This is a genomic window from Paenibacillus sp. E194 (genome assembly GCF_000935845.1).
GTDB lineage: Bacteria > Bacillota > Bacilli > Paenibacillales > Paenibacillaceae > Paenibacillus_B > Paenibacillus_B alvei_B.
Window position 1 is genome coordinate 1 of record NZ_JMDX01000069.1, and the last position, 25,576, is coordinate 25,576.

21 protein-coding genes, 1 pseudogene and 1 riboswitch are annotated in these 25,576 nt (G+C 48.7%); all 22 genes and pseudogenes read right to left on the reverse strand.

The window, feature by feature from the left end; all coding sequences use genetic code 11:
• A partial coding sequence (locus tag AZ66_RS11945) for a Gfo/Idh/MocA family protein (protein WP_044355050.1) occupies nt 1-345 on the reverse strand: 345 nt, incomplete at its 3' end.
• Between the two features lie 54 nt (nt 346-399).
• On the reverse strand, nt 400-1,263 hold the full coding sequence (locus AZ66_RS11950; RefSeq protein ID WP_044355069.1) for a sugar phosphate isomerase/epimerase family protein: 864 nt from the start codon (nt 1,261-1,263) through the stop codon (nt 400-402).
• A 453-nt stretch (nt 1,264-1,716) separates the two neighbouring features.
• Nucleotides 1,717-3,837, reverse strand: a complete 2,121-nt coding sequence (locus AZ66_RS11955) for an endonuclease MutS2 (protein WP_044355052.1) — start codon at nt 3,835-3,837, stop codon at nt 1,717-1,719.
• A gap of 555 nt (nt 3,838-4,392) precedes the next feature.
• The gene (locus AZ66_RS11960) at nt 4,393-5,349 is read right to left on the reverse strand and encodes a helix-turn-helix domain-containing protein (protein ID WP_052648484.1); all 957 of its coding nucleotides are present in this window, start codon (nt 5,347-5,349) and stop codon (nt 4,393-4,395) included.
• Nucleotides 5,350-5,581: 232 nt separating this feature from the next.
• Nucleotides 5,582-7,048, reverse strand: coding sequence for an MDR family MFS transporter (locus AZ66_RS11965; protein ID WP_021258422.1), 1,467 nt, complete (start codon nt 7,046-7,048; stop codon nt 5,582-5,584).
• Between the two features lie 213 nt (nt 7,049-7,261).
• Nucleotides 7,262-8,128, reverse strand: coding sequence for a hypothetical protein (locus tag AZ66_RS11970; RefSeq protein ID WP_044355053.1), 867 nt, complete (start codon nt 8,126-8,128; stop codon nt 7,262-7,264).
• Between the two features lie 258 nt (nt 8,129-8,386).
• Complete coding sequence (locus tag AZ66_RS11975; RefSeq protein ID WP_044355054.1) at nt 8,387-9,862, reverse strand: hypothetical protein; 1,476 nt, start codon at nt 9,860-9,862, stop codon at nt 8,387-8,389.
• A 129-nt stretch (nt 9,863-9,991) separates the two neighbouring features.
• Nucleotides 9,992-10,537 (reverse strand): RNA polymerase sigma factor, encoded by a 546-nt coding sequence (locus AZ66_RS11980; protein ID WP_044355056.1) that lies wholly within the window; start codon nt 10,535-10,537, stop codon nt 9,992-9,994.
• A gap of 302 nt (nt 10,538-10,839) precedes the next feature.
• On the reverse strand, nt 10,840-11,535 hold the full coding sequence (locus tag AZ66_RS11985) for an ABC transporter permease (protein ID WP_044355058.1): 696 nt from the start codon (nt 11,533-11,535) through the stop codon (nt 10,840-10,842).
• 13 nt (nt 11,536-11,548) lie between these two features.
• Complete coding sequence (locus AZ66_RS11990; RefSeq protein WP_021258427.1) at nt 11,549-12,454, reverse strand: glycine betaine ABC transporter substrate-binding protein; 906 nt, start codon at nt 12,452-12,454, stop codon at nt 11,549-11,551.
• A 205-nt stretch (nt 12,455-12,659) separates the two neighbouring features.
• On the reverse strand, nt 12,660-13,319 hold the full coding sequence (locus AZ66_RS11995) for an ABC transporter permease (protein WP_028531715.1): 660 nt from the start codon (nt 13,317-13,319) through the stop codon (nt 12,660-12,662).
• A 6-nt stretch (nt 13,320-13,325) separates the two neighbouring features.
• On the reverse strand, nt 13,326-14,489 hold the full coding sequence (locus tag AZ66_RS12000) for an ABC transporter ATP-binding protein (RefSeq protein WP_021258428.1): 1,164 nt from the start codon (nt 14,487-14,489) through the stop codon (nt 13,326-13,328).
• A gap of 328 nt (nt 14,490-14,817) precedes the next feature.
• Nucleotides 14,818-15,332: pseudogene (locus AZ66_RS12005) on the reverse strand (DUF2179 domain-containing protein).
• A gap of 384 nt (nt 15,333-15,716) precedes the next feature.
• Nucleotides 15,717-17,408 carry a cobyric acid synthase gene (locus tag AZ66_RS12010; protein ID WP_082061550.1) on the reverse strand — a complete coding sequence of 564 codons (1,692 nt, stop codon included), beginning with the start codon at nt 17,406-17,408 and terminating at the stop codon, nt 15,717-15,719.
• 7 nt (nt 17,409-17,415) lie between these two features.
• A complete protein-coding gene (gene cobS, locus AZ66_RS12015) occupies nt 17,416-18,249 on the reverse strand; it encodes an adenosylcobinamide-GDP ribazoletransferase (protein ID WP_044355061.1) in 834 nt (277 codons plus the stop codon).
• A complete protein-coding gene (gene cobU / locus AZ66_RS12020; protein WP_044355063.1) occupies nt 18,246-18,815 on the reverse strand; it encodes a bifunctional adenosylcobinamide kinase/adenosylcobinamide-phosphate guanylyltransferase in 570 nt (189 codons plus the stop codon). The genes cobS and cobU overlap by 4 nt, the downstream gene beginning before the upstream one ends.
• Before the next feature lie 66 nt (nt 18,816-18,881).
• Nucleotides 18,882-19,937, reverse strand: coding sequence for a nicotinate-nucleotide--dimethylbenzimidazole phosphoribosyltransferase (gene cobT / locus AZ66_RS12025; RefSeq protein WP_044355065.1), 1,056 nt, complete (start codon nt 19,935-19,937; stop codon nt 18,882-18,884).
• A gap of 288 nt (nt 19,938-20,225) precedes the next feature.
• On the reverse strand, nt 20,226-21,095 hold the full coding sequence (locus AZ66_RS12030) for an ABC transporter ATP-binding protein (protein ID WP_197081700.1): 870 nt from the start codon (nt 21,093-21,095) through the stop codon (nt 20,226-20,228).
• Nucleotides 21,092-22,135, reverse strand: a complete 1,044-nt coding sequence (locus tag AZ66_RS12035; protein ID WP_036618979.1) for a FecCD family ABC transporter permease — start codon at nt 22,133-22,135, stop codon at nt 21,092-21,094. Before AZ66_RS12035 ends, AZ66_RS12030 begins: the two co-directional genes overlap by 4 nt.
• Nucleotides 22,136-22,152: 17 nt before the next feature.
• Entirely contained in the window at nt 22,153-23,151 is a 999-nt protein-coding gene (locus tag AZ66_RS12040) for an ABC transporter substrate-binding protein (protein ID WP_044355066.1), read from the reverse strand.
• Between the two features lie 448 nt (nt 23,152-23,599).
• Nucleotides 23,600-23,811, reverse strand: a riboswitch (cobalamin riboswitch).
• Between the two features lie 197 nt (nt 23,812-24,008).
• The gene (locus AZ66_RS12050) at nt 24,009-24,890 is read right to left on the reverse strand and encodes a histidine phosphatase family protein (RefSeq protein ID WP_044355068.1); all 882 of its coding nucleotides are present in this window, start codon (nt 24,888-24,890) and stop codon (nt 24,009-24,011) included.
• Between the two features lie 30 nt (nt 24,891-24,920).
• Nucleotides 24,921-25,576: adenosylcobinamide-phosphate synthase CbiB (gene cbiB / locus AZ66_RS12055; RefSeq protein WP_044355075.1), on the reverse strand; the 656-nt coding region annotated here is incomplete at its 5' end.

Consider the following 25,576-nt stretch of genomic DNA (forward strand, 5'->3'; position numbering starts at 1 on the left):
CTTCTGTGCTTCTTGTACCGCAAGTGCTTCCTCAACCGTCATGCAGAGCGGCTTCTCCACGAGTACATGCTTGCCTGCTTCGAGCGCTGCAATCGCGATCGGTGCATGGGAATTATTCCATGTACAGATGCTTACTGCATCAATATCAGGATTTTGAAGCAATTCATGATAATCCGTATATACGATCGCATCTGGAGCTTCGTACTTGACTGCCTTCTCCTTCGCACGTTCCGCATTCAAATCGCACACAGCAATAATTTCTGCTTCGCTATTGTTCTTGTATCCGTTAAAGTGCATTTCCGAGATCGAACCTGTACCAATAACCGCAACTTTTACTTTGCTCATCGTTAGTCCTCCTAATTGTGATCGATATGTTCAAAGCTGAATGATCTGTGGAAATTATACTTCTTCCCAAATGCGGCGGGCATTGTCCATCGCAATTTTCGTGCCTTTGAGGCAGTCTTCCATCCCTTCGAACTCAATGCTGACATAGCCGTCGAAGCCGGAAGCCTTCACCGCGCGAACGATATCGTAAATCGGCAGGTCTCCTTGACCCACGATTGCACCGCGCAAATAATTGCCATGCAGAGAGCGGAACCAGCCTTGACCAGGATTGCGATCCGCTGGACGTATATAGAAGTCCTTGAAGTGCACCATCGACGCCAATTCAAGGTTGTTCTTCACGGCAATGAGCGGATTCTCGTCTACACATACGAAGTTGCCTACATCAATAGTCGTTCTGTAGTTGTCGCGATCTACTGCGAGCACGAGACGCTTCACACGCTCGCTAGCTTGCGTATAGAATCCGTGATTCTCCACGCTTGTGACAATGTCATACTGGGCAGCATAATCTGCAATTTCCCGGCATGCTTCGACAAGCTGAGGGAAATCCTGCTCGAAATAAGCAGCGCCTGTCTGTTCAAGTGGACGTGATGCTACATCATGACGCATGAACTTCACACCAAGGCGATTCGCCACATCAACATGCGACTTCACACGCTCAATTTCACGCTTCAATCCCTCTTCGTCATGACCTGCAAAGTTCGCGCCAATGCAATAATTGGACAATTCAAGCCCAATTCGTTCTGCTGTTGTACGAATCTCTTCTACACGCTCTGGATGGTTGACCAGATCCAAATCCAAGTCCACGATTTCTGCGTGATCCGCGCCATTCTCCTTCATCCATTCCAATGCTCCGGATATACTTAGACGTTTGTCCTGCAGTGCAGCATACAAACTATAAATGCTAACTCCTAATTTCACAGCAGCCCACTCCATTTCATCGTTGTCTTCGGTTAAATTTTCAATTCTCCACTTATTTGCAAACGGTTACAACGAATATTAACTGTCTCCACTACATTATAAAAAAGTTTGTACGCCGCACATTGCACTATAGTCCACAAATATTGGACTTTCTTTCACAAATGCAGTTGAGGATGTGAGATACTCCCATTTGTTTCTCTAATACAGGAATATACAGGGGAAAGGAGACAGAGATGCGGCATCCGCTTTGATATCAATGGAGAATTTGTTATGTTCAATCTTCTTGTACGCAAATTGGAACGAAAAATGATCGAAAGCATAAATCCCCGCATTCTTGGCAAGCAATTGCTTCTGCCCAGGACGTTTGTCTCATTAATTTTTGTTTATGTCGGATCCACCACGAACAGAGGCCCTCTAATAAAATAGAAGGCCTCTTCACATGGCGTTATCTCATTATTCAGATGGATACTCAATCGAGATGCCCTCGACATGCTTGCGGGACATGATCTTCTTTTTCTTGCGATTCTCCTTCGACTCGAACACAATGTCCATGTCATAGTCCTCCGGGTACAAATCCTGCTTCTCAATGTACAGCGTGAGGCGTTTCTTGTTGATTTTCACCTTCTGGCGCTGAATAAGTACCCCTACATTGCCGCGTAAGTCTTCTTCTTCATACACGATGCCTGTACGCTTCAAATATGCAATGTGGACGCAGTCCCCTTTTTGCAGCTTAGCGGGAGGGTACTTGCTGTTATCGGAATCCTTAGAATCGTTAGAGTCCTTAGCGTTCATAGACTCCTTAGCACCCTTTGCATGTGTTGCATGTCTTTCCTCTTCCCTGCCCACAGGAAGATTTGCGCTGCCATCTCTGTCGACAAGGTTTACTGTCTCAACAGACTTTGCTTCATCCTCTTCTCCAGCATCATCCCGGTCTGAACCCTGTTCTCCTCTGGAAACGGAGATTTCTCCGTTGGGAGCTTCAGCCTCAAAAATTGCAGACTTCCCATCTGATGCTGCAGCAGCATTCTCAGCTCGGAAGGTTCCTGCACTAAGCGATTCTGTAACATGCTGTGACCGACTAATAATATCGGCTGACAGACCCAGCTTCGAAGCAATGAGGAAGGCATAGCTGCTTCCAGCTTCCCCAATGCGCAGCTGATATCGCGGCTGTAGAGTGTCTGCATCGAATTCCATCCTTGCATTTTCAAAGCCCGCCGTAGCAGTTGCGAAATGCTTGATTTCATTGAAGTGCGTGGTGGCAAGTACAATTGATCCTCTTCTCCGGAGTTCCTCCAATATGGCGATCGACAGACCAACCCCTTCACCAGGATCGGTACCGGACGCCATTTCGTCAAATAATACAAGCGTGGACGGATCGGCTTCCTCAAGAATATGAATCACATTCGTAACATGGGCCGAAAATGTACTTAGCGACTGTTCCATACTCTGGCCGTCTCCGATATCCACACATACGTTGCGAAATACGGAGAACAGACTGTTCACTTGGGCCGGCACCAGCAACCCAGATTGCGCCATAAGCGTAAGCAATCCCACTGTTTTCAAGGCAACCGTCTTGCCGCCCGTATTCGGCCCCGTAATAATCAGGCAAGAGTAGCCACGCCCGATTCGAAATGTAAGCGGCACCGTATGCACGCCTAGCAGCGGATGCTTCGCATTACGAATGTCAATGATGCCGCAATCATTCAACTGTACCGGTCGACCATCTATCGCACGGCTGTATTTCGCTCGCGCGAATAGGTAGTCATATACCCCGACGGTATCCACGTTTATCTTAATCTCAGGTGTCGATCTTTCCAGCAATTCGGTTAAATGACTCAACACCTTCATTTCCTCTTGCGACTCTGCAATCCGCCACTGGGCGAGATCATGCTGAAGATGGGCAATTTCTGTCGGCTCCATATACACGGTTTGACCACTTGCTGATTCATCCAACACGGTGCCATGGAACTGCTTGCGCAGCTCCTTCTTAATGGGCAGCACATATCTGCCCCCGCGCATCCCTACCAGATGCTCCTGCATTAGTGTTCTATGCTTATTCATCAGACCGTCAAGTCTTTGCTTGATGCGACTCTCCACCTGCATAACCTTCCGCCGGACTCTGCTTAGCTCCCTGCTCGCCTCATCTGTAATTCGGCCATGTCGAATGCAGCGCTCAATCTCATCCCTTATGCTCTCCAGTTCATACATCGACGCAGCATATTGACTTACTGTAGGCGCAACCGCATACTTCGCGCGCATGTACTTCTTCAATTGGGCGCAGCTGCGCAGAAAGACAGCCACATTCGTGAAATCATCTTCCGAGAATACGTAACCCGTATTCACGAGCGAGAAAATATGTTCAATCCCTTGTAAGGTCGGCAGCGGTACACTCGCCCCCTGTTTCAGCATATCACTTGCCTCTGTCACTTCTGCCATCGCTCTTCGTACCTCATCAATATTCGTGAGCGGACACATCTTCTCGACGTGGCTTTTTCCCGCATAAGATACCGCATATTCCGATACCTTTTCTTTTACCTTATGATAATCCAGTCTTTGCAGCATTGTTTCGTTCATGGCTCTTGATTCTCCTTTGATTGTTGTAGGAGAGCAGCCGCATATTATAACCTCACGGAAAGAGGGATTCTATTCACGGAAAACAGCAGCATGTACCGTTCATGCTGGGTATCGTCTGTATAACGCAAAAAAGGCAGAGCATGCGTATGTGCATACTCTGCCTATATATTCCTTGTTCTCATCAATAACTGTCCCAGACCATGTATGAGTGCCCCTATGGAGGAGTGCACACATTTCACGGTAATTACAAAAAAACGTGCTGCATACAGCACGGATCCGGGCAGCAAGAGAATGGAATGCTGGCGTAGATTTGCTTATCCGCTGTTCTTAACTCGTTTCCGGAGGACTAATAACAGCATGCTCAAATAAACGTCAATTTGGACGTTTGTTCTCAGGGATGTTCCTATGACGAAATTCGAACATACACCTGCAGCAAAACCGTTGCCTCACTATGGAATTGACTAGTTAAGAACGCTCACCAACATTAAAATCTCCCCTTGCTTCGTAATATCTCTTAGTATACAAAATCTGCAAATGCATCGTCAAGCAGCAGGCTTATGACAATGGACTCGCAAGCGCCTGCTTCTTATACTTCGAAGGCGACATCCCTGTATGACGCTTGAACATGCGTGAGAAATAAGCTAAATCATTGAATCCAGTGCCGAAGCAGATTTCAGTGACAGACTTATCCGTCGCGACGAGCCAATGCGCTGCCTTGCTTACACGCAAGTCAATCAGATAGTCGTTGAATGTTTTTCCTGTAAATCGTTTGAATAAGTAACAGAAATACGTTTTAGAAATGTTGAATTGCCTGCACAGACGCTCAAGCCTAAGCTCCTCCGCAAAATGCTCCTGAATATATTCCATAACTGCCTTCATCAACTCTCGGTATTTCTCAACACGCTCGTCCTCTTCACTCGGCTTATCGGCCAGCTTGGAATACTCACGAATGATGACAGAGAGAAGCTTCAGTAAATTTGCTTTGAGCACCAACTCGTAAAATCGTTTTGCCCCCCGGTACTCTTCCAACATTTCCGTAAGCAATCGACCGACTTCCATATCGGTCTCTCCGGTCAAGGCTACCTTTGGCGTCACGTGCTTCTCATCGATCAGAAACTGCTCCAAATAGGAAAAATCGAAGCACTCTCCGCTCCATTCCAACTGCTCAAATCGTTCGTTGATAAAATGAGGCAGGAACTCACATCCGATCACTTCCATTCCTTGATCAGGAATCATATCGACCCGATGTACGGCATAGGGCGGAATGACGAATAGATTCCCCTTCACCATGTTATAAGTCCGATGATTAATGGAATGCTTGAACTCCCCTCGAACAACATACCAAATCTGTATATAGTCATGGGTATGGTCCCAGATACTCCCCGACGTATGATCCAGCTTATACATTTTGCAAGGCAAATGAGCTTCCATCTGCTGCTCGGAATGAAAGACAATGACATCACTTGGCAAGTCAGCGCCCACACCCACCAGCTTCTTGTTCTTATCCCCCATGTGCATCACCTATCACATCATAAAATGTATTGACCTATACCAATGCAGCATACAACACAATACGACTTCTATTTGATTCAGCAGGTTGATATCAGAATTAGAATATACAACGCTTCTTTTTCCATTGTACACTGAACTTGTAAATTTGCCCATAAAAACAACCCGCTCCATGTATCCCTACATAGAACGGGTCGATGTCACATAGCCTCATTATGAGGCATGATATTCTTTGTTAATCGGCTGCTGTTTTTGCCGCTGCCGCATGACTCGGTGTCTTCCCAAGCCAATAGACGAATGGCAAGCCGATCAAGGTCATGACCATGCTGATCATGTTCACCTCATTGATACTCATCGTGAATGCCGTATTTTTCAGCAAAGTCGCGTCGGCGATCACGCCATGCAGATCCCCTGCATGATGAAGCGCGCGTACAGCCAGCAAGGACGTAAACAGGCCGATAGACAAACTCGCCATGCCTTGACGCAGCCAGCTGTTAATCGAAGATCCGTACCCAGACAGTTCCCGCGGAATTGCCGACATGCCTGCATTCAAAATCGGAGTATTGGCAAGAGCAATCCCTACGTTGCGAACTGCCATCCACAGCGTAATGTAGCTGTGAGGCGTATCTACCTGCAATCGTCCCAGCTCATACGTACCAATCACCATCAGCAGCAGACCGGTAGTGATCAGTTTCACTGGGCCGAACCGTTCATACCAGCGTCCTGTGAACGGCATCACGAAAGCCATAAGCGCTGATGCAGGAAGGAGGACTAGCCCTGATACAAGCGTCGAGGAGCCCTGTACCCGCTGCAGAAATAACGGCGTTAATAACGCGCCCGCATATAAGCTAATGGTAATGATCGTAACGAGGATCATGCTGAAGGCAAATCGTTTATACCGGAACACCCGGAAATTCAGCAACGGATGCTCAATGCGGAGTGAGCGGCGAACGAATGCAATTAAGATAACTGTGCCGACAATGATGCAGCCAATTGTCTTCCAGGAGCCCCATCCCCAATTGGACAAATTGCCGAAGGCAAGCAGCAGTAACAGACTGCCCATTGCGACGGAGAAGAAACCAAGCTTATCAAACGTTTCTCCACTCGAAATACGATACATCGGAATGTAGCGCAGCACCGACACAATCGCAATCAATCCAATCGGCACATTCATCCAGAACAGCCAATGCCAATCCCCAACATGGACAATCAATCCGGCGAGTGTCGGCCCCACTGCGGGTGCGAGCATAGCAGACAAGCCCCACAAGCTTATCGCCATCGCTTGCCGTTCACGGGGGATCACTTGATAAACGACCGACATCGTCGTTGGCATAATAATGCCGCTGAACATCCCTTGCATGACTCGGAAGACGATTAAGCTCCACTCGCTCCACGAAATTGCACACAATATCGAGCAAATCACAAACCCACTAAGGGCAAATACATACAACCGCTTCGTACTGAATCGGTTGCCTAAATATCCAACAGCAGGAGCAATAATCCCTGTTGCCAGCATAAATCCCGTCAATACCCATTGGATAGTTGTCAGATCGGTATTGAAATGATTCATCATGACAGGCAGCGCAATATTGACTGTATTCGTACTTAATACGGCCAAGAAGTTGCCGAAAAATATAGCGAAAATAATACTCCAGAACATACGGTTGGTCATCATAGGTTGACCTTGTTCTTCCATAGACATACATCACAGCTTTCTATAATCGAATTTCTAATGCGCCCGTTCATCCATGTCACAGCTTTAGACGACATGGCTCTCTTTCTAGTGTAATCCTTCTCCCTTTATTGTGTCAATATTGACATATAAAATTGAAAAAAATGTGTGATTTTTTTCGGCATATATAAAAAAAGAGCCGCAGCTTATATTCCCCTAAAAGCGCGACTCTGCATCAACAATTCAATTTTTTGATGCCACCGTATGTCCAATTACATGTGCAAAATAGGCGTTATTCCGATCCATTGTTTCACGATCGATTCTCGGCAATTGCTGCAGCATCTGCTGAACATCCTTGCTAAATGTTTGTATATCCATCAGGTTCGCTTTATCAAATCGGCTATCTAGTTTCACAGGTAAGGCCTCTTTCTTAGCAGCATCCATTTCCTCTCGATACTTCTTCATCCAGTCCTTATTTTGCGGGATTTGCTGTGCAAACTTCATCAGAACACCAAACCAGTCACCACCATTGATGATAGCTTCCTCCATCTGTTGATGACTTTCAGGCGCAAACCGTCTCATCAAATCCGTAATATTGACATAGTCGTCAGGCGCTCCAACTGGTTTTGGCGTGGGTTCCCTGTATGGATTTGCCCCAACTGCCGTTCCATCTGACCGATTTCGGGACAGCACAGCTATGTTATTGAGCGTGCTTAGCAATTCGGAACCCTCTTCTTCTCCAAAATAATGCCTTGCAACATACTTGGCTTGGCTTAGCCCAAGTTCCTGCAAGGCGTAACGATCGACTTCATTAGGAACGGATCCGCCAGGAGCAAGATTGGATTCGATGATCGTATAGACGGCTTTCCTAACTTCAGGGGATTTCCCTTCCAAAATGCGCTGCAAGGTTTCATGGATATCCACATTGCCATAGTAAGAACCAACGTGATGTTCAATAGCTCCGACAGATAGCTGCCGTCCGATCGGGCTAATTTCAACGGAGTCGTGCTGGACGTCATTCATTATGCCGGTTACTGTTCTCATCTGTTTGCTCATTTGTCCGTTGCTGTCATACAGCTTCGGTGAAATTAGTACACTGTTTATTTTCATGGCCTGCCTCCCGCATGATGGAATCATCGTTTAACTTATCGTGAATCAGAGATGGATATTTCAGGATTCTACAACCTATATCGACCTATGTCAGGCAACAATTTACATCTACTTCCAAAGTCAGTAAGAAACCATAAGCCCAAACGATACAGCAAAGCCCCCAATACGCTTTCAGGCGAGATTGGAGGCTTTGTGCTTCTTACTTATTCAAGATCAAGACTAATCGGTAATCATTGCGCTTACCCTCGTCGCGAAGAACTAACTTCTTCCCCCGTATAAGCTGTATGCAAAGTGATAGATGATTTCAGTTGCATATATGTTCGGACGCTCGGAGACTTGAACGTTCACACCACTTAAATCATAGTAATGCGTAAAATTAATCGGCCCCGATAAAAATTCGGCAATACTTCCTGTTGAAGCCGGTAGTCCGAATGTAGCCGTAAAGTTCCCATTCACATCTGTATACACGGAAGCAGTGCGAGTACGATTGCCGCTTCCCTCTGTCCAATTCTCATTCAACCACAGAACATCCACCTTCGCATTAGCTACCGCATAATTATCTGAGGTGCTCACCCTGCCGTATACCGTGAGCGTATCCTTGGCACGGAAATGCTTGCCGTAGCGGTAAGTAGGATAATCATTCGGGCCTTCCTTCGAATTAAAACCGGTAATGACAATTTTATCTGCACGCAGCACCGGTCTCACCGTCAACATATAATTGCTATTGTCGTATTGGCCTGTCGTGTAGACGCGAACATAGAACGATCCAGTTCCGATCCGTACATTTTGTTCAGTCGGAGACGACAATAGCTTCATCTGATTTCCTTCATAAGCACCGTACACCTCGACCTTATATCCTTTGCTTGTTGAGGCGGCATCCAGCGCGAGATTCAAAGCGTCATAATTGCGATTTTCTGGTACAGTGATAGAGAACCAATCATTATCAATGGGGGAGCTGATGGAGCGTGTGTTCAATGATGACCCAGATGTATTTACCGTAAATCCGTAGGCGTGAAATGCATTTTCATCTGTCTCATAGGCGTCGTATTCTGAGCTGATGGCAAGTGTGACGTTAAACGGATCATTAATACTGCCGCCCTGCTTGGCATGAACCTCGACGAGATATGCTTTATCTCCAGACGTCGTGTTTTTGGTGCCGACGTTTTCTGATAACGTGCGCGTTCCGTTTGCGTAATTATTCATATATGTTCCGTAAATCGAGTAATCGATTGGTGTCGTATTGAGATTGCCTGTCGTCATATCGAATTCGTACAAATACAAATCGTAGTTCAACTGAGGAGACAATGGTGGATCCAGCTGTACCTGAAGTACGTCGCCAGGCTTCACGTATATCGGATATAAATGAACCGCTTCTCCTTCCTTCGGGATTACCCCGCTATATGTGGCGGTCGTTACCGTGTTGGATGGCTCCGCTAATGTGCGAAGGGCGCTTGAGCTTGATTGAAGCAATATTGCCTCGGCGTCATTCAAACTTATGGGGGCTGTAATCGTATGCTCCAAAGTGCCGTCCAAGCCTTCCGCAGGAGCGGCTTTCATGAGTTGTGTAACAGGCTCCGCATGATCCATTGTGGCTTGCAGCGATAGCTCATTCTCTTGCATGGTTGCCGGCAGCGTCTCTGAGAATTTGTCTTCGGCTGCAGACACTGCACTCATTTGAAAGACAAGCAGCAGGACGAGACTTAGCACCATTACGATCGAAAATTTTTTCTTCATCGTGGACTTACCCCTTTCTCGTCATTGTATGAGACCTTGTAATTGGGAGGAACGGAAGGTCTTATTATTAAAGACGCATCCACGATGACTTTTCTAACGAAAAATATCATGACATCCCGAATGGCAACCTTACGACCATTTCTTTGAAAATTGCTGTCGCAGCTTATTCCGCGCTCTGGCCAGACGTTGGCTGATCACTTGCTCGGATAAGTGCAACTCCTTGGACATCTCCTTATACGATTTATTTTCAAAATAGTGCATTTGAAGCAGCCCTCGGTAGTGGGACTTCAATTCCCATAATGCCTGATGCAGCAAGGAATCTCGCATTTTATTCTCTACTTCAATCGATATATCAGGTTCCGTAGAAAGTGAGGCTGGGTTCGCCATGTGCATCATGGACCCAGTTGGTTTGTTTTTGCGAAGAACATCTAACGCAGCATGGCGCGCGACTTGTTTGACCCATGATCGTATAGCGGCAGGATGCTGCACACGATGGACATTAGCCAGCACCTTCATCGAGGCTTCTTGAATGACATCCTCCGTTAAAGAGCGATCTTGAACGATGGCATAAATGTCCGCATATACAAGCTTGCGAAATTGATAATAAACATCTTCCTGCATCTCTAAATTCGCACTCTGTACATTGGAGTACAATTGAAGCAATGCTTGTCCCATTTTTGCTTTCCCCCGATCAAGTCATTGATATGGGGCGTTCTTGCTTCCGGTTGATCTGACTCGCTGCTTACAAGCTCGCCCGTAAAGGCAACCCAGTTCATTTTGAGTATAACGCAAATATTCCAAAATGTAACAATAATATAAAGATATTCATGTTATATTCACATCCTCGTCTTCGCCATTACATTCGCCATATCAGTTGACCAATCATAAAAAAAGAAGCACCGATTACCGGTGCTTCCTTCTCGCATGCCTCGCAGCATGTAGCGTTTAAATTTACTTTCAATCATCGTGTGCATGTCTTACTTCGAAGACGCGGCACCTTGCTTGGATCCTGAATTCGAAGTACGATGAGCGAAATTAAGCTTGCGCTGCAGCACACCGAATATGATATCAGCAACAATAGCGAGCAACGCCGCCGGGATTGCACCTGCGTACAGTCGGAGCGGGTTCTGTCCGTTCAAGCCGGAATAGATCTCTCTTCCTAGTCCGTCGCCGCCAACGAGTGGAGCAATGGTTGCAACCCCGATTGCAATGACAGCCGCGATGCGAAGCCCAGAAATAACATAGGGCAGCGCAAGTGGAAACCGCACCTGAAACAGCAGCTGCAAGGAGCTCATCCCAAGCCCTCGTCCCGCTTCCACGTAGCTGCCGTTCACCTGCTTCAAGCCGACATACGTATTGCGCACGATCGGGTTCAAGGAATATAACAACAAGCCAACGACAACGGTCGTCGTCCCAAGTCCAAATACGAGCATTAACAGCACAAGCAGCGCCAGACTCGGCACGACCTGCAGCATGCTTGTCACGGCCAGAATGATCTTGGCCAGCTTCTCATTCTTGGAGCAGAGCACACCGAGAGGGATACCGATCGCGAGCGCCAGAACAATGCCGCCTAATACCATCATCACGTGCGTTACAAAATACTCCCACAACATGCCGCTATTCCTACCCATGTAAGACAGTAAATCTGCAATTGACCATTCGTAGTTACTCATCCATATCCTCCTCTCATTCGCCCTGCAATAGGCCGACTTGTTTCAAATAATCAACCGCTACTTCCCGTTCGCTCTTCTTCTCAATATCCACCTGATAATTGAGGTCAATCATCGTCTTCTCATCGAGCGTCCCCAGAAGCAGTCCGATCACGTCATTCAGCTCCGGATGCTTCTGTAGCACATCCTTGCGAATCACTGGCGATGCATCATAAGGCGGGAAGAACTGTTTGTCATCCTGAATCGTGGTTAGATTGTATGCTTTCAACCGCGAATCTGTCGAATACGCAAGCACGATATCCACCTGATTGTTCGCCACCGCCTCATAGACAAGGCTCATCTCCATCGGGAACTCCTTGCCGAAGGCGAAACCGTAGGTTCGTTGAAATCCTTTGTATCCATCCGCATCGCGCTCCAGCCATGTCGTATCGACACCAAGCCGCAGCTTGTCAGCATCCTTCGCTACATCCGAAATCGTCTTATACCCCTTCTCATCCGCCAACTTCTTCTGGATCGTGAAGGCATACGTATTCTCGAAACCAAGCGGTTCATACCACTTGAAGTCAAAATGTTTATCGAAGCCCTCTTGGGCCTGCTTCAACACTTCCCCGCGATCTTTCGTTTCCTTCACAGGGAAGTGGTTGTTGAAAATCTCACCCGAATACAAGGTTGCCATCTGTACCTCATTCTTCTTCATCGCATTAATGACAACGGGACTCGCCGCCAGATCCGGCAGCACTTTAACTTTGATATTTGTACGATCCTCAATAAGCGCCTTATACATTTCTGCAATAATCTTTGTTTCTGAAAATGTCTGGGTGCCGATGACTATCCGATTATCGGCTCCGCACGCGGACAACAATAATGTCATCACCAGCATAAGTGCAGTACCGGCAGCAGCCCATTTGTGTCGCATCTTCATATGCGTGTCCTCCTCCATTCAGACGTTCAGTCACAGCTATCCATGACAACTGACAACCATCACTAAGGTCGTCAGTCTGCAATTTGCAACTAACTCCTAACTCTCGGCAATCCTTACCTGTCTGACCGCTAGTCGCAAACAGACAAGTAAGCCAATTGCCCTAGTACATTTATCCGACTGTCCACCCCGTTCACGTACGGCAAATTTATGCGGCCATGCTGCTCGTCCGTCCGAAACGGCGTGTCAGTGCTCGTTCAAGCCATCCCAGCAATGCGTCAATGACGAATGCAAGTACGATGGCCCCAACAGCTCCCGCAACGATCAATTCCGGCTTATTCACGCCAAGACCGGATACGATAAGCTGTCCAAGACCACCTGCACCGATCAGTGCTGCAAGCGTGGCCCAACTGATAATATATACGGTCGTAATTCGTATCCCCGACATGATATAAGGAAGTGCCAGAGGGAGCTGTATGCGAAGAATGCGCTGCATCGTGTCGTATCCCATACCTCGAGCAGATTCCAGCACACCGCGGTCAACCGACTCGAAGCCATCGTACGTATTGCGCAGAATCGGCATAATGGAGTACAAGAACAAAGCAATAATCGCAGGCTTCATCCCAATCCCCATCAGCGGGATCAGAATAGCAAGCAAGGCCAAGCTCGGAATCGTCTGCAACAAGTTCGCGCCGAAGAACACGATGCTGTTCACCCACTTCACACGATTGTAGACGAGCAGGATTCCTAATGGAATTGCAACCAAGCAGCCAAGCAACACGGAAGCTGCTGTAATCGTCAAATGTTCACGAAGTGCCGTAACGATGTCCGCACCGCGCTCCTGAAAGAATGCCCACCATTCATTCATCATCCGTTACGCCTCCTCCGCATATGCTTTGGCCAGCTTATCGACGACAGCTGGATATACCTCGGACAAGTGCTTGACGACGCTCCCCCGCGTAATAAGTCCTACAAGGGTTCCCGCATCGTCGATCACCGCTAAATTCGTCAAGCGATGATCATTCATGATGTTCAAGGCATCTGGCAGCGGCGTTCCCGCTGGTACCGAATAGCCAATTGGTTTCATGACATCCTTGACCGTCTTGCCTTCCTCGCCGTATTGATCGAGTACGTTGTAGATCGACACGATTCCCTGAAGCTTCTTGGCACGATCTACGATGAACAAGGAGTCTACCTTGCGATGCTCCATCATTTTAATCGCTTCAGCAAGACCGCGGTTCGGGAATGCCGTCGCTGGTGTTGTCACCATTACCTCATCTACAGTAGGAATCTCAATTGGGGACTCGCTCTCCAGACGCTTCTGTCCAATGAAGGTACGAACGAAATCATTCGCCGGATGCCGGAGAATCGCTTCCGGCGAACCTGTTTGCACGACCACTCCATCTTTCATGAGTACGATGGTATCCGCGATTTTGATCGCTTCATCCATATCATGTGTAACGAAAATAATGGTCTTGTTGAAATCCTGCTGCAACCGAATCAATTCATCCTGCAATTGCTCACGACTAATCGGGTCAAGCGCACTGAACGGTTCATCCATCAGGATAACATCCGGATCCGCAGCAAATGCGCGCGCCACACCTATACGCTGCTGTTGGCCGCCGCTCAACTCAGAAGGATACCGGTTGCGGTAAATTTCCGGATCTAGATTAACAAGACGCATCAGTTCGTCGACCCTTGGGTCGATCTTCTCTTTCTCCCACTTATTCAACCGTGGGACGACTGCAATGTTGTTCCCAATTGTCATATGGGGAAATAAACCGATATTTTGAATGACATAGCCAATGTTGCGGCGGAGCTCTACGGGGTTCTGCGACGACACGTCTTTGCCGTCAATGAGAATGGTGCCGCTGGAAGGAGTCATGAGACGATTAATCATCTTCATTGTGGTCGACTTCCCGCAGCCACTCGGTCCAATAAGAACGGTTAGCTCTCCCTTCTTGAACTCAAGATTGATGTCCTTCAACGCCTGAAAGCCATCCTCATACACCTTATTCACATGCTGGAATTGAATCATGCATCGCTCACCTCTTTTATAAGATTAGATAATATATTTCATAGTTATGAAAACGATGAAAACAATTATGTTTATTATTACATATATATTTTTTCATGTAAACTTTCATGCATTTTCCTGTTATGTAGACCCATGAAAAATCTATATATAAGTTAGGCTTATAAGTATATATTAACCACTGCCACATAAGTAAAAACAACAAAAAAACCGCCCTCGCAAAAAGGACGGTTTTATTATCTTCATTTGTGTTAAGCGATATACCCAATATAGCCAATAAACAGCACTGTTAATACGTACCCAAGAAAAAAAGACAAAGGCTCACTGCGCCTTAACGCCGTGTCACCTTTGTCCAGAAGCCGCCATGCAGCTGTGATGGTTCAGATGTAATAATAAAAGCCTTCGGCTCTATATCGAGGATTGAAGCCTGGAGCTTATTCCGATTTTTGCGCCGTGACAGCACTTCGAGCATTAGGCGTTCGCCGTCTCGGCCGCTGCCTATCCATGTCGTTACTCCATAGCCGTGATCGCGCAAATGATTCGGAAGCTCACTGTGCGGGTTGTTGACAATTACCTTCAGTACAACATACCCAAGCGCAATTTTATCCTCGATCCATGATCCGACGAGGACACCAATTCCGTAACCAGCCGCATATACAATCAGACTAATCGGCTCGTTCAAGTACTTCAGCACCATATTCAAGCCGAGTACGTAAATAATAATTTCTACCGTACTGATCGTAGCAGCCAAGTAGCGCTGCCCCTTCAACGTCAGAATCATCCGCAGCGTAAAAAGGAGACATATACGATTTGGATCGTGAAAATAGCAATCAGTATCGTAAGCATACACGCAAATCCTCTCTCGCCTGCTAAGCAGCTGTACAGCTGCAATGACCATGCTTCTGAATCCCATCAGCAGTGGATCAAGCAATGCAGCACCTGTACAGTACTTGTAAAGCGCATCGTAATAAATTCAGTACCCTATCAAGGAAGCTTCGAAACGCCCTTCCCATGAATTGCTCAGCACAATCTTTGCATGAACAAATTAGCAGCCATCGCAGCCTTATGCAAAAAAAGAAGGACCTCGGTAACCATGTCCCGAACTCCCTTGATTGTAATGTCTTTAGTACGTCGAGGCAAGAGCAGAAGGCGATAGGGAAATCATTTCAAATTCGTGCATTCCCATCCTTCTCCTGAGGCTGCGCCCGCTTGCTCCTTCGAATCCCTCAGCTATACTCTATCTTCTGGATTATCTACTTGAAGAATGCGATACAGAACATCCATCTGCAAGTTGCTCCGCACCAAGTCAGCCAGCCGATCAAATGCATCCTCACGCTTCGCATTATAATTCAGTACCGTCGGGAGAGGAGCGAGCCCTTGCTTGAGACGCAGACCATTCAACCAGCCCCTGCGAAAGGCATCATTATGAAAAACACCATGCATATACGTTCCAAATAGACGTCCTGATTCCGTTACACAGCCATCTGCTCCCCCATCGCCATCAAGCCTGAATAGGGGCTCAGCTTCAATGCGGGTGCCGGTATGTGTCGTGATCGTAGAACGCCCCATATGAATCTCATACCCTTCAACGGGAACTTGGTACATGGGTGTTCCAATGAGCTGCGATGCGCTCACGACACCCGATACCCGCTCAGTTCGCTTCTCGGCGGCAAATTCCGTAGCCAGTGGAAGTAAGCCTAATCCCTCCATGGACGCTCCTGCCTCCGCCTCAGCTCCTGCTGGATCAGATAAATGCTGGCCAAGCATCTGATAACCACCGCAGATGCCTGCAACTGACCCTAGATGTTGTACTGCGTAGTGCTGAACAGCTTCCGCCAATCCCGTGCTGCGCAGCCACTCTAGATCAGCCATTGTACTTTTGGTTCCCGGAATGACGATTGCATCGGGATTACCCAACTCCTCCGGCTTCCTCACATATCGAACGCGAACATCAGGCTCGGCTATTAATGGATCTATATCGGTAAAGTTTGAAATATGGGGCAACGCCATTATGGCAATATCCAGATCATTTTCCGGTTCTGCCTTGCCTTTCCACTGTTCGAGAGCAACAGAGTCCTCTGCCTCAATATCGAGATCATTGGTGTAAGGAAGCACACCAAGTACCGGGATGCCTGTCCGTTCCTCCAGCCATTCGATTCCCGGCTGCAGCAGCGACACATCACCGCGGAATTTGTTAATGATGATGCCGCGAACCCGTTCTCGCTCATGCGGCTCCAGCAGTTCCAATGTCCCGACGATGAACGCGAATACGCCGCCGCGGTCAATATCCGCGACGAGTATAACTGGAGCATCTGCCCAGGCAGCCATGTTCATGTTCACGATATCATTATGCTTGAGATTAATTTCCGCCGGGCTTCCTGCCCCCTCCATGACGACAATATCATACTCATCACGAAGCCTATTGACCGCGTCAACGACGATGCGCTTCGCCTCAGGCAGGAAGCTTGAGCGATAATCGCGAGCGCTCAAATTTTGATAAGGCTTGCCGTGTACGACGACTTGGGAGCTCATTTCCTGCATGGGCTTCAGCAACACTGGATTCATATCCGTCGTCGCCATAACCCCACATGCTTCGGCTTGCACACCTTGTGCACGCCCGATCTCCTTGCCGTCAGGCGTAACGTAAGAGTTCAACGCCATATTTTGCGACTTGAACGGCGCCACCTTATATCCGTCCTGCTTCAAGATGCGGCACAGCGCCGTGGTCACAACGCTTTTGCCTACATCAGAAGCCGTGCCCTGCAGCATGATCGTCCGTCCGCGTCCGGGCTTGCTTCGTTTGTTCTCTGTCTTCCCGATTTCCTTCTGACCAGCTTCTTCTTGAGCCAAAACAGAGTCCAGCGCTGTCAAGGACACCTTATCTCCTTGAGCAGTAACGTTGTTATTCAACTGTTCATCCATCTCACGTTCACCCTTTCATTCCACACAAGAGCACCAGCAGCAGCATGAACACCATTTCTGTACACTCATTTAACGCGCCGTAAGTATCACCTGTCAGGCCACCGAGCTTCTTAGACAAGTATCGTGATACCCCCCATGCCGCTGCAACTCCTAACAGCAGCGAAGCAATGAGCAGCCACCAAGGCCAACCCGAGATGATCCCCGCTGGCATCGTCATCAGATAGCTGATTCGAATCGGAAGCATCATAGCTCCAACAGCCACTGCAGTCAGCAGCCAAGCACAGCCATATGCTGCAGCCACATGATTCCGGTTGAGCCCTTGAAAATAACTGCCCAGACCAGACTCAGCCCGTGCATACGGTTCATTGGTCATCGCCCATACCATAGCGGCGCGCGACCAGATGAACGGAATGACGATCCAGACATTCCAGGCATTCGCGTCAAACAAAGCGGTCAGCAGCGTCCATTTCAGCAGCAGCATCAAGACGCATGCAATAACCCCCATCGCCCCAACGCGGCTGTCCTTCATAATCTCCAGCATACGCTCACGGGATCGGCTGCTGAATATGCCGTCCGCAGTATCCATCAGTCCGTCCATGTGCAGTCCGCCTGTAAGCAGAAGCATAAGCGCCAACGTTACTGCCGCTGCTGGCCCTGTCGGAAGCAGCAATGACAACCCAGCTCCTGCTCCCCACACGATCAAACCAATTACCCCGCCCGCGACGGGAAAGAACAAGGTGCTGCGCTTCAGCACCTCATTCGTGAAGGGTACTTCCTTCGGGATTGGAATGCGGGTCAGGAACTGCATGGCAGCAATACACGCATGTACATATTGCTTCATAGCTCAACCATCCTGCTCTTGAGCTCTATCGGAATCCCCGCCGTAACCAAATACACTTCGTCTGCAAGTGCAGCTATTCGCTGATTTAGCCGGCCCGCTGCATCACGGAATATTCGTCCAAGCTTGTAGGCTGGTACAACGCCGCTGCCAACCTCATTCGTTACCATGACGACGACACCATCGCGCTGCTGAATACCTTGAAGTGCATGCAGAATGTCGCGAATACGGCACTCCAACTGTGCCTCCATCCGTTCCTCATCCTCCTGCTCTGCACGCAGAAGCTCATTGGACAGCCAGATCGTCAAGCAATCAACGAGCACTGTCGGCTGTTCTTCTCCACTCAACCAACCCGGGAGATCCAACGACTGGTTCACTGTGCTCCACGCGTATCCAGAAGCCTCACGGCTCGCCTGATGCAGCCGAATGCGCTCCTTCATTTCCTCGTCATGAGCTTCAGCGGTCGCAACATAAGTACCGCCCTGCGGGGACAACTTCATAAATAATCGCTCAGCGAACGTACTCTTCCCGCTGCGTGCTCCGCCTGTTACGAGTACAATTTTCCCCATGCTCACTCATCCTTGCTTCATATTCTTGTTCACTTGGAACCATAATCCCGGCATGCCAATCCGCGATTACTCCTTATTGGTTACACCCGCCTCTGCGAATGTTGCCATCTCTCGCATAATTCGCACTGCAGCATCAATGAGCTGGAACATCAGCACACCGCCAGTCCCTTCGCCAAGACGCATCTGCACATGCAAGCAAGGATTCAGCTTGAGCTCAGACAACAGCGCTGTATGCCCCCGCTCCTCTGACAAGTGTGAGCCAATAAGATAAGGCTGTACCGCCGGAGCTAATCCTACAGCAGCCAGAGCAGCGGCACTAGAGATAAACCCGTCTATCACAACCGGAACCTGATTCGCCGCCGCAGCTAGAATAACACCCGTAAGACCGGCAATTTCCAGCCCGCCTACCTTCGCCAGTACATCCAATGCATCCTCACGATTCGGTGCATTGATTTCAAGCGCTTGCCGTACCACATTGCATTTATGCTTCCACTGCGCGTCGCCGATGCCTGTCCCATGGCCTACTGCCTCTTCAGGCTCCATTCCAGTAAATGCACACAGCATCGCCGCGCTCGCCGTTGTATTTCCAATGCCCATCTCCCCTGTCGAGAACAGGCGGTATCCTTCGCGAACGTACTGCTCCACAATATCAACACCTACTAGAATCGCAGAGATTGCTTCCTCTCGCGACATAGCAGGCCCCTTCGCCATATTCGCCGTTCCTTTGCGCACCTTGCGCGATACAAGCTTCGGATCGTCCAAGTCTGCATTGACACCGATGTCGACACATACCACGTCTGCACCAGCTTCGCGCGACAGAACATTGACCGCAGCTCCGCCACGGAGGAAGTTATACACCATCTGCGGCGTCACTTCGGATGGGAATGCGCTAACACCTTCCTCACATACCCCATGATCGCCAGCCATGACAATAACGGCCTTCTTCTCGAATTGAGGTTTAATCTCTCCTGTAATACCTGCAACTTGAATCGCAACCTGCTCGAGTACTCCCAAGCTACCCGGCGGCTTCGTCAATTGATTTTGATGCTCAATGGCAGATTGGATTGCCTGCTCATCCAAGGGCTTAATTTGTGCGATCAGTTGATTCAATCGTTCATTCATGCTGCTCATCTCCGTTGTCAAATTGATTTTCATGTGTACAAGCTTGTGTTCATAGATGTGCACATAGTTGTATTCAGTTCTTAATTCTGTTCTTAAATGTGCAAATGATTGTTTTCAGTTCTTAGTTGTGTTCATAGATCCATACACAGATAGCGGTTCGTTCTGTGTCTGCTCATTCCACTCTTGTTCCATGCAACATCCACTGTATTCATCGTTATCGATTTTCAATCGGAATGCTATAAATTGCGTTATTGCAAAATGACAGCAATTTATGCTGTCCAGGGCCGTCTATAACCCTAGCTTCGGTCGAATAAGAATCTGAGGGCGGCCCGTATCGGGATGCGGCACAACCGTCGTCTCTGTGGCAAAAATACGTGACAGCAGCTCCGTAGTCATGATCTGCTCAGGTGTGCCTTGAGCAGCAATGCCGCCACCATGAATGACAACAAGCCTATCGCAATATAAAGAAGCCAAATTCAAATCATGGAGCACGGATACGACCGTCAACCCGCAATCCTGCTGCCACTCCCGAACAATATCCATAAATTGTACCTGATAATGAATGTCCAAATACGTCGTCGGCTCATCCAGCAGTACAACAGAGGGGGATTGCACCATTAACTTGGCCAATGCCGTTCGTTGGCGCTGCCCGCCGCTAATCCGATCAAGCGGATAGTCAGCCAGCTCCGTCAGTTGCAGCTTCTCCATAATCCGGTCTACAATCTCTCCACTATCCTCAGATTCTGATCCAAGCCATGATTGAAATGGAAAACGTCCCATCTCAACCACTTCGCGCACCGTAAATCCAAGTGGCGGAAGCGCTTCCTGCTGCAGCACTGCCATCATCTGAGATAGTGCCCTACGCTTATAGGTACCCAGCATTTGACCAGCAAGCTGTATAGAGCCGGAAGTCGGTCGATCCACTCCTGACAACAAGGACAGAAGCGTGGACTTGCCACTGCCATTCGGACCGATGATTCCAACCCACTCTCCAGACTTCACAGCGAAATCCACATCTTGCAGTACATGCTTCTCACCATAATGCTTGCTCAGTCCTTGAACCTCAATGATGCTGCCCTTCTCCATGTGAATGGCAAAGTTGCTGCTCTCTGCATGATCCAGATTTGCTTTCGGAAGATGTTCTCTTCGCTGTGTCATGACCATTTCCCCCGTTTCGCTCGCTTATTGCGCATAAGCAAGTAGGCGAAGAATGGCGCACCTAGAAACGCGGTTACAACCCCAAGCGGGATTTCCGTCGGTGCAAATGCCGTACGGGCAATCGTATCTGCCCACATCACATATATCGCTCCCCCAATTGCTGAGAGCGGTATCAAATATCGATAATCAGGGCCCACAATTAAGCGCAGCAGATGCGGAACGACTAATCCGACAAAGCCGATGACGCCGGAGACAGATACGGCAGCTGCCGTAATCATCGTTGCCGTCAGCAGCACTACCCATTTTGTCCGCTCTACATGAAGTCCGAGATGCGAGGCCTGTCGCTCACCTAATGCAAGTAAATTAAGCGGTCTTGCATATGCAATAAGAATAACAATGCCGATTGCCAAATAAGGAGCAAGCACTACTGTATAAGACCAGCCTCGCATCGCCAAGCTGCCCATCACCCAAAACAAAATTTCATTTATCGTCTGATTTGTCATTGCTACAAGAAAAGAGACAACGGAGCCAAGAAAGGCCTGCATCACGACCCCGGATAAGATCAGTGTCTCGATCGGGATCTTCCCCTGCTCACTGGCCAGCCTAATAACGAACATCAAGGTCGCTACCCCTGTTGCGAATGCAACGATAGGAATCGTCCATTCGCCGAACAGCGAATACTGCAGACCGAAGAAAATAAGGAATGCGGCTCCAACAGAAGCTCCTGAAGATACCCCTAACGTATACGGATCAGCCAACGGGTTGCGCAGCACACCTTGAAATGCAGTACCTGCGACCCCAAGCGCCGCCCCTACGAGCATTGCCAATAGAACTCGTGGAAAGCGTACTTTCATCATAATTTGTGCGGAAGCATCATCCCATGTGACCGCTATGAACTGATCCAGCCCTGGAATATGATGAAGCAGAATTTGAGCAATTTCCCCCATTGGCATTTTCACTGAGCCTACAGCAAGGCATCCTACAACGGACAAAAGGAGAAGCGCAATACCCGCTCCTCCATACCAACCCATTTTATTCATCGATTTCTCCACGATGATTATTTCACCAAGTCCGGATGAACCGCCTTCGCAACTGCCTTCAATCCGTCAGCTACACGAGGTCCCGGACGGCTGATCAGGTTCTGATCCACACCGATTACTTGATTGTTCTTAATTGCATTGATGTTGTTCCAACCGCTGCGTCCACGAATAATTTCTTCCAAGGATTTGTTCGTCTCGGAGTCCACTACACCTTGCGTGAACATGATTACATCCGGATTGGATTTAATAATGTTCTCTTCGTTAATTTGAATCCAGCCAGTTGAATCAGCTGCAACGTTCGTGCCGCCTGCCAGTTCAATCAGCTCGTTCATGAACTCGCCGCTGCCTACTGTCCAGCCTGGGGAGAATTCAATATACACCTTTTTCTTCTCCGCACTTTGAACGGCCGACTTCACATCTTCACGTACTTGTTTCATGTTGTCAACAATCGTCTTCGCCTTAGCTTGCTGATCCGTAATTTGACCATACAATTCAATGTTCTTAATCACATCGTCGTACGTTTTTGGCTCAACCTTGAATATTTTAATGCCCAGTTCACGGAACTTCTTCACGACGGGCTCCTTCATGGAGATACCTGTGAATACGATGTCCGGCTTAGCTTTAATGATTGCCTCTTCATTCGGCTTCGTAATGCCGCCCATTTTCTCTTTGGACTTCGCTGCCTCTGGATAGTCGTCAAAATCAGACACCCCAACGATTTGTGTATCCAATCCAAGCGCGAACAAGGACTCTGTCTCAGCTGGAGACACGGATATAATACGTTCTGGCGCTTTGTCGAATGTGAATTCCTCACCCGTCGCATCCTTAACAGTCAGTGGATACGTCGTTTTTAGATCATCCTGCTTCGGTTGTTCTGTAGCCCCATTGCCATTGGACTCTTGCTGTGCTGTATTCTCAGCAGGCTTAGCCGCATCTTTATTGCCGCAAGCAGCAAGTCCTACTGTAAGCATTAGCGCCAATAGCGCCGCAACCGATTTGTTCAGCCATTTGTTCATGTCAGAATCTCTCCCTCGCGTCATTCTTCCTAGTCTCTAACCATGTACTACCCGTGCAGGTGTGAAGCGGTTCCATCCTTCGCCATGCGAACGAAAATGCACTGCAAGCTGCATTTGCCGTCAGCATGTATGTACACTCCCTATTCGGTATCAGTTGTCAATGAGCACTTGCATATACCTGAGCTGTAAATCATCCTGTGACTGAATTTGTGATATACATTCGTGCTGTGCAATTGCATTGAACTGCAGTTTACCTTGTACAAGCGAAGTGCCTGCAGGATGTGAAATCATTTCCAAATACAGAAAAACCCCCGATCCTTCGATCCGGGGGAACACAAAGTCATCTATCGCAATATTCAACAGACACCTAGAAGCAGGAAGCAAGCAGCTGCGCTGCCATGTTGCCTGATGCATTACGCCAATGACGTGATCCTCTCCGCGAAGGATACAGCTCGTCCATCTTCAGGCAGGTTTCCTGACTTAGGAGAATACGTTGCAGCTCGCCTTCCCATCCATAGCGGTACATACAGCACACACTAACGAATTCGACAGTGGCATCATGAGCGCAACACTCCATTCACAGTGGCGGGACCGCGCCGGGTTCACACCGGCTTCCCTATTAACCTCGAATATGCATCGGCCATATAATACATCGGTGTCTCTTACCGAGCAACGCGTATTAATCCGTACCGCATACATACCCAAGGACCTGAAGTATCACGATTATTCAATATGGAATACATTTCGTCATCCAAGTGCTAAACTCGATAATTGATTATAGGGGAAAAGCCCCTGCGTTGCAATAGATTACATCATTGCGCGTCTCCAATGAGCCTGCTTTTGACACACAAACGACATCATCTGCTTGGAAGCCGTTCTGCTCGCAAGAACTTCCATTTGCGGGCACATCGCTTCGCCGTAATCATAACACCGCCACCGATTGGCGCAGCGGCTTCCCAGAATGACTTCCGTGGGAAAGCCAGCGTATATAAGCGACGAACGACGCCACCGTGTGTGACGATGACAACATCCGGCCGCGGGGTAGGCCCGCTTCCATATGACTGTCTCTGCATCCGGCTTGTCTTGCTGCGCAGCACGCGACCACGTGGCAGCGGCGAAGAATGGTACGGCCGACGACGGATAGCGCACTCTTGCCGTTCCATGTGATTTCCGCTGCTGATGAAGGAATCACGCGCATTGCGCAGCACTTCCCACCATACATGCGCCGTTCGCGTACAGAAGGACTGCCACGGTTCCCCGCGCGGCGGCTGGATGGCTGACGAGTCGTCAAGCCATCTTCGATACTGTGGATCTTCCTTCAAGTCATTGTAGGTTAACCCTTCCCACATACCGAAGTCATATTCTCGCAGCCTTGTGTCCTCCACAGCTTGTATGCTGTCACGCGGACGCAAATAGGCGAGCGTGTCGCGACAGCGGCGCATATCGCTCGTGTATAGCAGCGGTGATGGATGCGCCAATGTTCGGCGAAGCGCTCGGAGCTCTTCTGTTGAATCCGGCAATAGCGGCACATCCGAATAGCTAATATATCGCCGCTCCGTATTCTCTTGCGTCAAGCCATGACGAACAAGTGCGAAACGCACAATTTTGCCGCTTGCTTGACTCTTTTTTCGTAACATATGTCTTGTCATTAATAATCGTTTCCTGTTGTTTTTCGATGCTCCTGAACGACGCCGGTTCCGATGAATAGCGGGAGCATTCCATTTAGTTGTCCGTGTCATCCCATTTGTACTCCTTCATCCGCCATTCGTCTACAGAAGCCATCCTCCGCGCACATATAGGAGCAGGCCTGCCAGAATAACAAAGACTGTCGAGCTGCTTACGAGCAGCCTGCATACCGCAGGCACATGCTCTGCTTCCAGAGGCTGCTTCATATCCCCCATATAAGCGCGGAACGAACGTATTCCTTTATATACATTATAACCACCAAGCCTGATGCCAAGCGAACCTGCTGCTGCTGCCTCTGCCCACCCGCTATTCGGGCTTGGATGCTTGCTTGCATCTCGAAGCGCCATTGACCAAGCCCTGCGTGCATCATACCGGTGAATCCAAGCGCTCAGCGTGATGAGCACAGCAGTGATCCGTGCTGGTATCCAGTTGGCGATATCATCGAGGCGGGCAGATGCCCAGCCCAAATTCTGATATTTCTCATTTTTATAGCCGACCATAGAATCAAGCGTATTCACCGCACGATATGCCATAGCCAGCGGAGCGCCTCCGATAAGTGCGAAGAATAGCGGCGAAATGACCGCATCAACTATGTTCTCCGCTACCGTCTCGACGGTAGCGCGAACGACTTCCGGTTCATCCAATTGCTCTGTATCGCGGCCGACAATCATGCCGACTTCTCGCCGTGCCCCCTCTAAGTCCTGGTCCTTCAGCCTCCGATACACAGCCCATCCCCTGC

Bases quoted from the DNA above. Each gene is read 5' to 3' on its own strand.
- AZ66_RS11955 (WP_044355052.1), bottom strand. From the start codon at position 3,837: ATGAACGAAACAATGCTGCAAAGACTGGATTATCATAAGGTAAAAGAA.
- AZ66_RS11960 (WP_052648484.1), bottom strand. From the start codon at position 5,349: ATGGGGGATAAGAACAAGAAGCTGGTGGGTGTGGGCGCTGACTTGCCA.
- AZ66_RS11965 (WP_021258422.1), bottom strand. From the start codon at position 7,048: ATGTCTATGGAAGAACAAGGTCAACCTATGATGACCAACCGTATGTTC.
- AZ66_RS11970 (WP_044355053.1), bottom strand. From the start codon at position 8,128: ATGAAAATAAACAGTGTACTAATTTCACCGAAGCTGTATGACAGCAAC.
- AZ66_RS11975 (WP_044355054.1), bottom strand. From the start codon at position 9,862: ATGAAGAAAAAATTTTCGATCGTAATGGTGCTAAGTCTCGTCCTGCTG.
- AZ66_RS11980 (WP_044355056.1), bottom strand. From the start codon at position 10,537: ATGGGACAAGCATTGCTTCAATTGTACTCCAATGTACAGAGTGCGAAT.
- AZ66_RS11985 (WP_044355058.1), bottom strand. From the start codon at position 11,535: ATGAGTAACTACGAATGGTCAATTGCAGATTTACTGTCTTACATGGGT.
- AZ66_RS11990 (WP_021258427.1), bottom strand. From the start codon at position 12,454: ATGAAGATGCGACACAAATGGGCTGCTGCCGGTACTGCACTTATGCTG.
- AZ66_RS11995 (WP_028531715.1), bottom strand. From the start codon at position 13,319: ATGAATGAATGGTGGGCATTCTTTCAGGAGCGCGGTGCGGACATCGTT.
- AZ66_RS12000 (WP_021258428.1), bottom strand. From the start codon at position 14,489: ATGATTCAATTCCAGCATGTGAATAAGGTGTATGAGGATGGCTTTCAG.
- AZ66_RS12010 (WP_082061550.1), bottom strand. From the start codon at position 17,408: ATGGATGAACAGTTGAATAACAACGTTACTGCTCAAGGAGATAAGGTG.
- cobS (WP_044355061.1), bottom strand. From the start codon at position 18,249: ATGAAGCAATATGTACATGCGTGTATTGCTGCCATGCAGTTCCTGACC.
- cobU (WP_044355063.1), bottom strand. From the start codon at position 18,815: ATGGGGAAAATTGTACTCGTAACAGGCGGAGCACGCAGCGGGAAGAGT.
- cobT (WP_044355065.1), bottom strand. From the start codon at position 19,937: ATGAATGAACGATTGAATCAACTGATCGCACAAATTAAGCCCTTGGAT.
- AZ66_RS12030 (WP_197081700.1), bottom strand. From the start codon at position 21,095: ATGACACAGCGAAGAGAACATCTTCCGAAAGCAAATCTGGATCATGCA.
- AZ66_RS12035 (WP_036618979.1), bottom strand. From the start codon at position 22,135: ATGAATAAAATGGGTTGGTATGGAGGAGCGGGTATTGCGCTTCTCCTT.
- AZ66_RS12040 (WP_044355066.1), bottom strand. From the start codon at position 23,151: ATGAACAAATGGCTGAACAAATCGGTTGCGGCGCTATTGGCGCTAATG.
- AZ66_RS12050 (WP_044355068.1), bottom strand. From the start codon at position 24,890: ATGACACGGACAACTAAATGGAATGCTCCCGCTATTCATCGGAACCGG.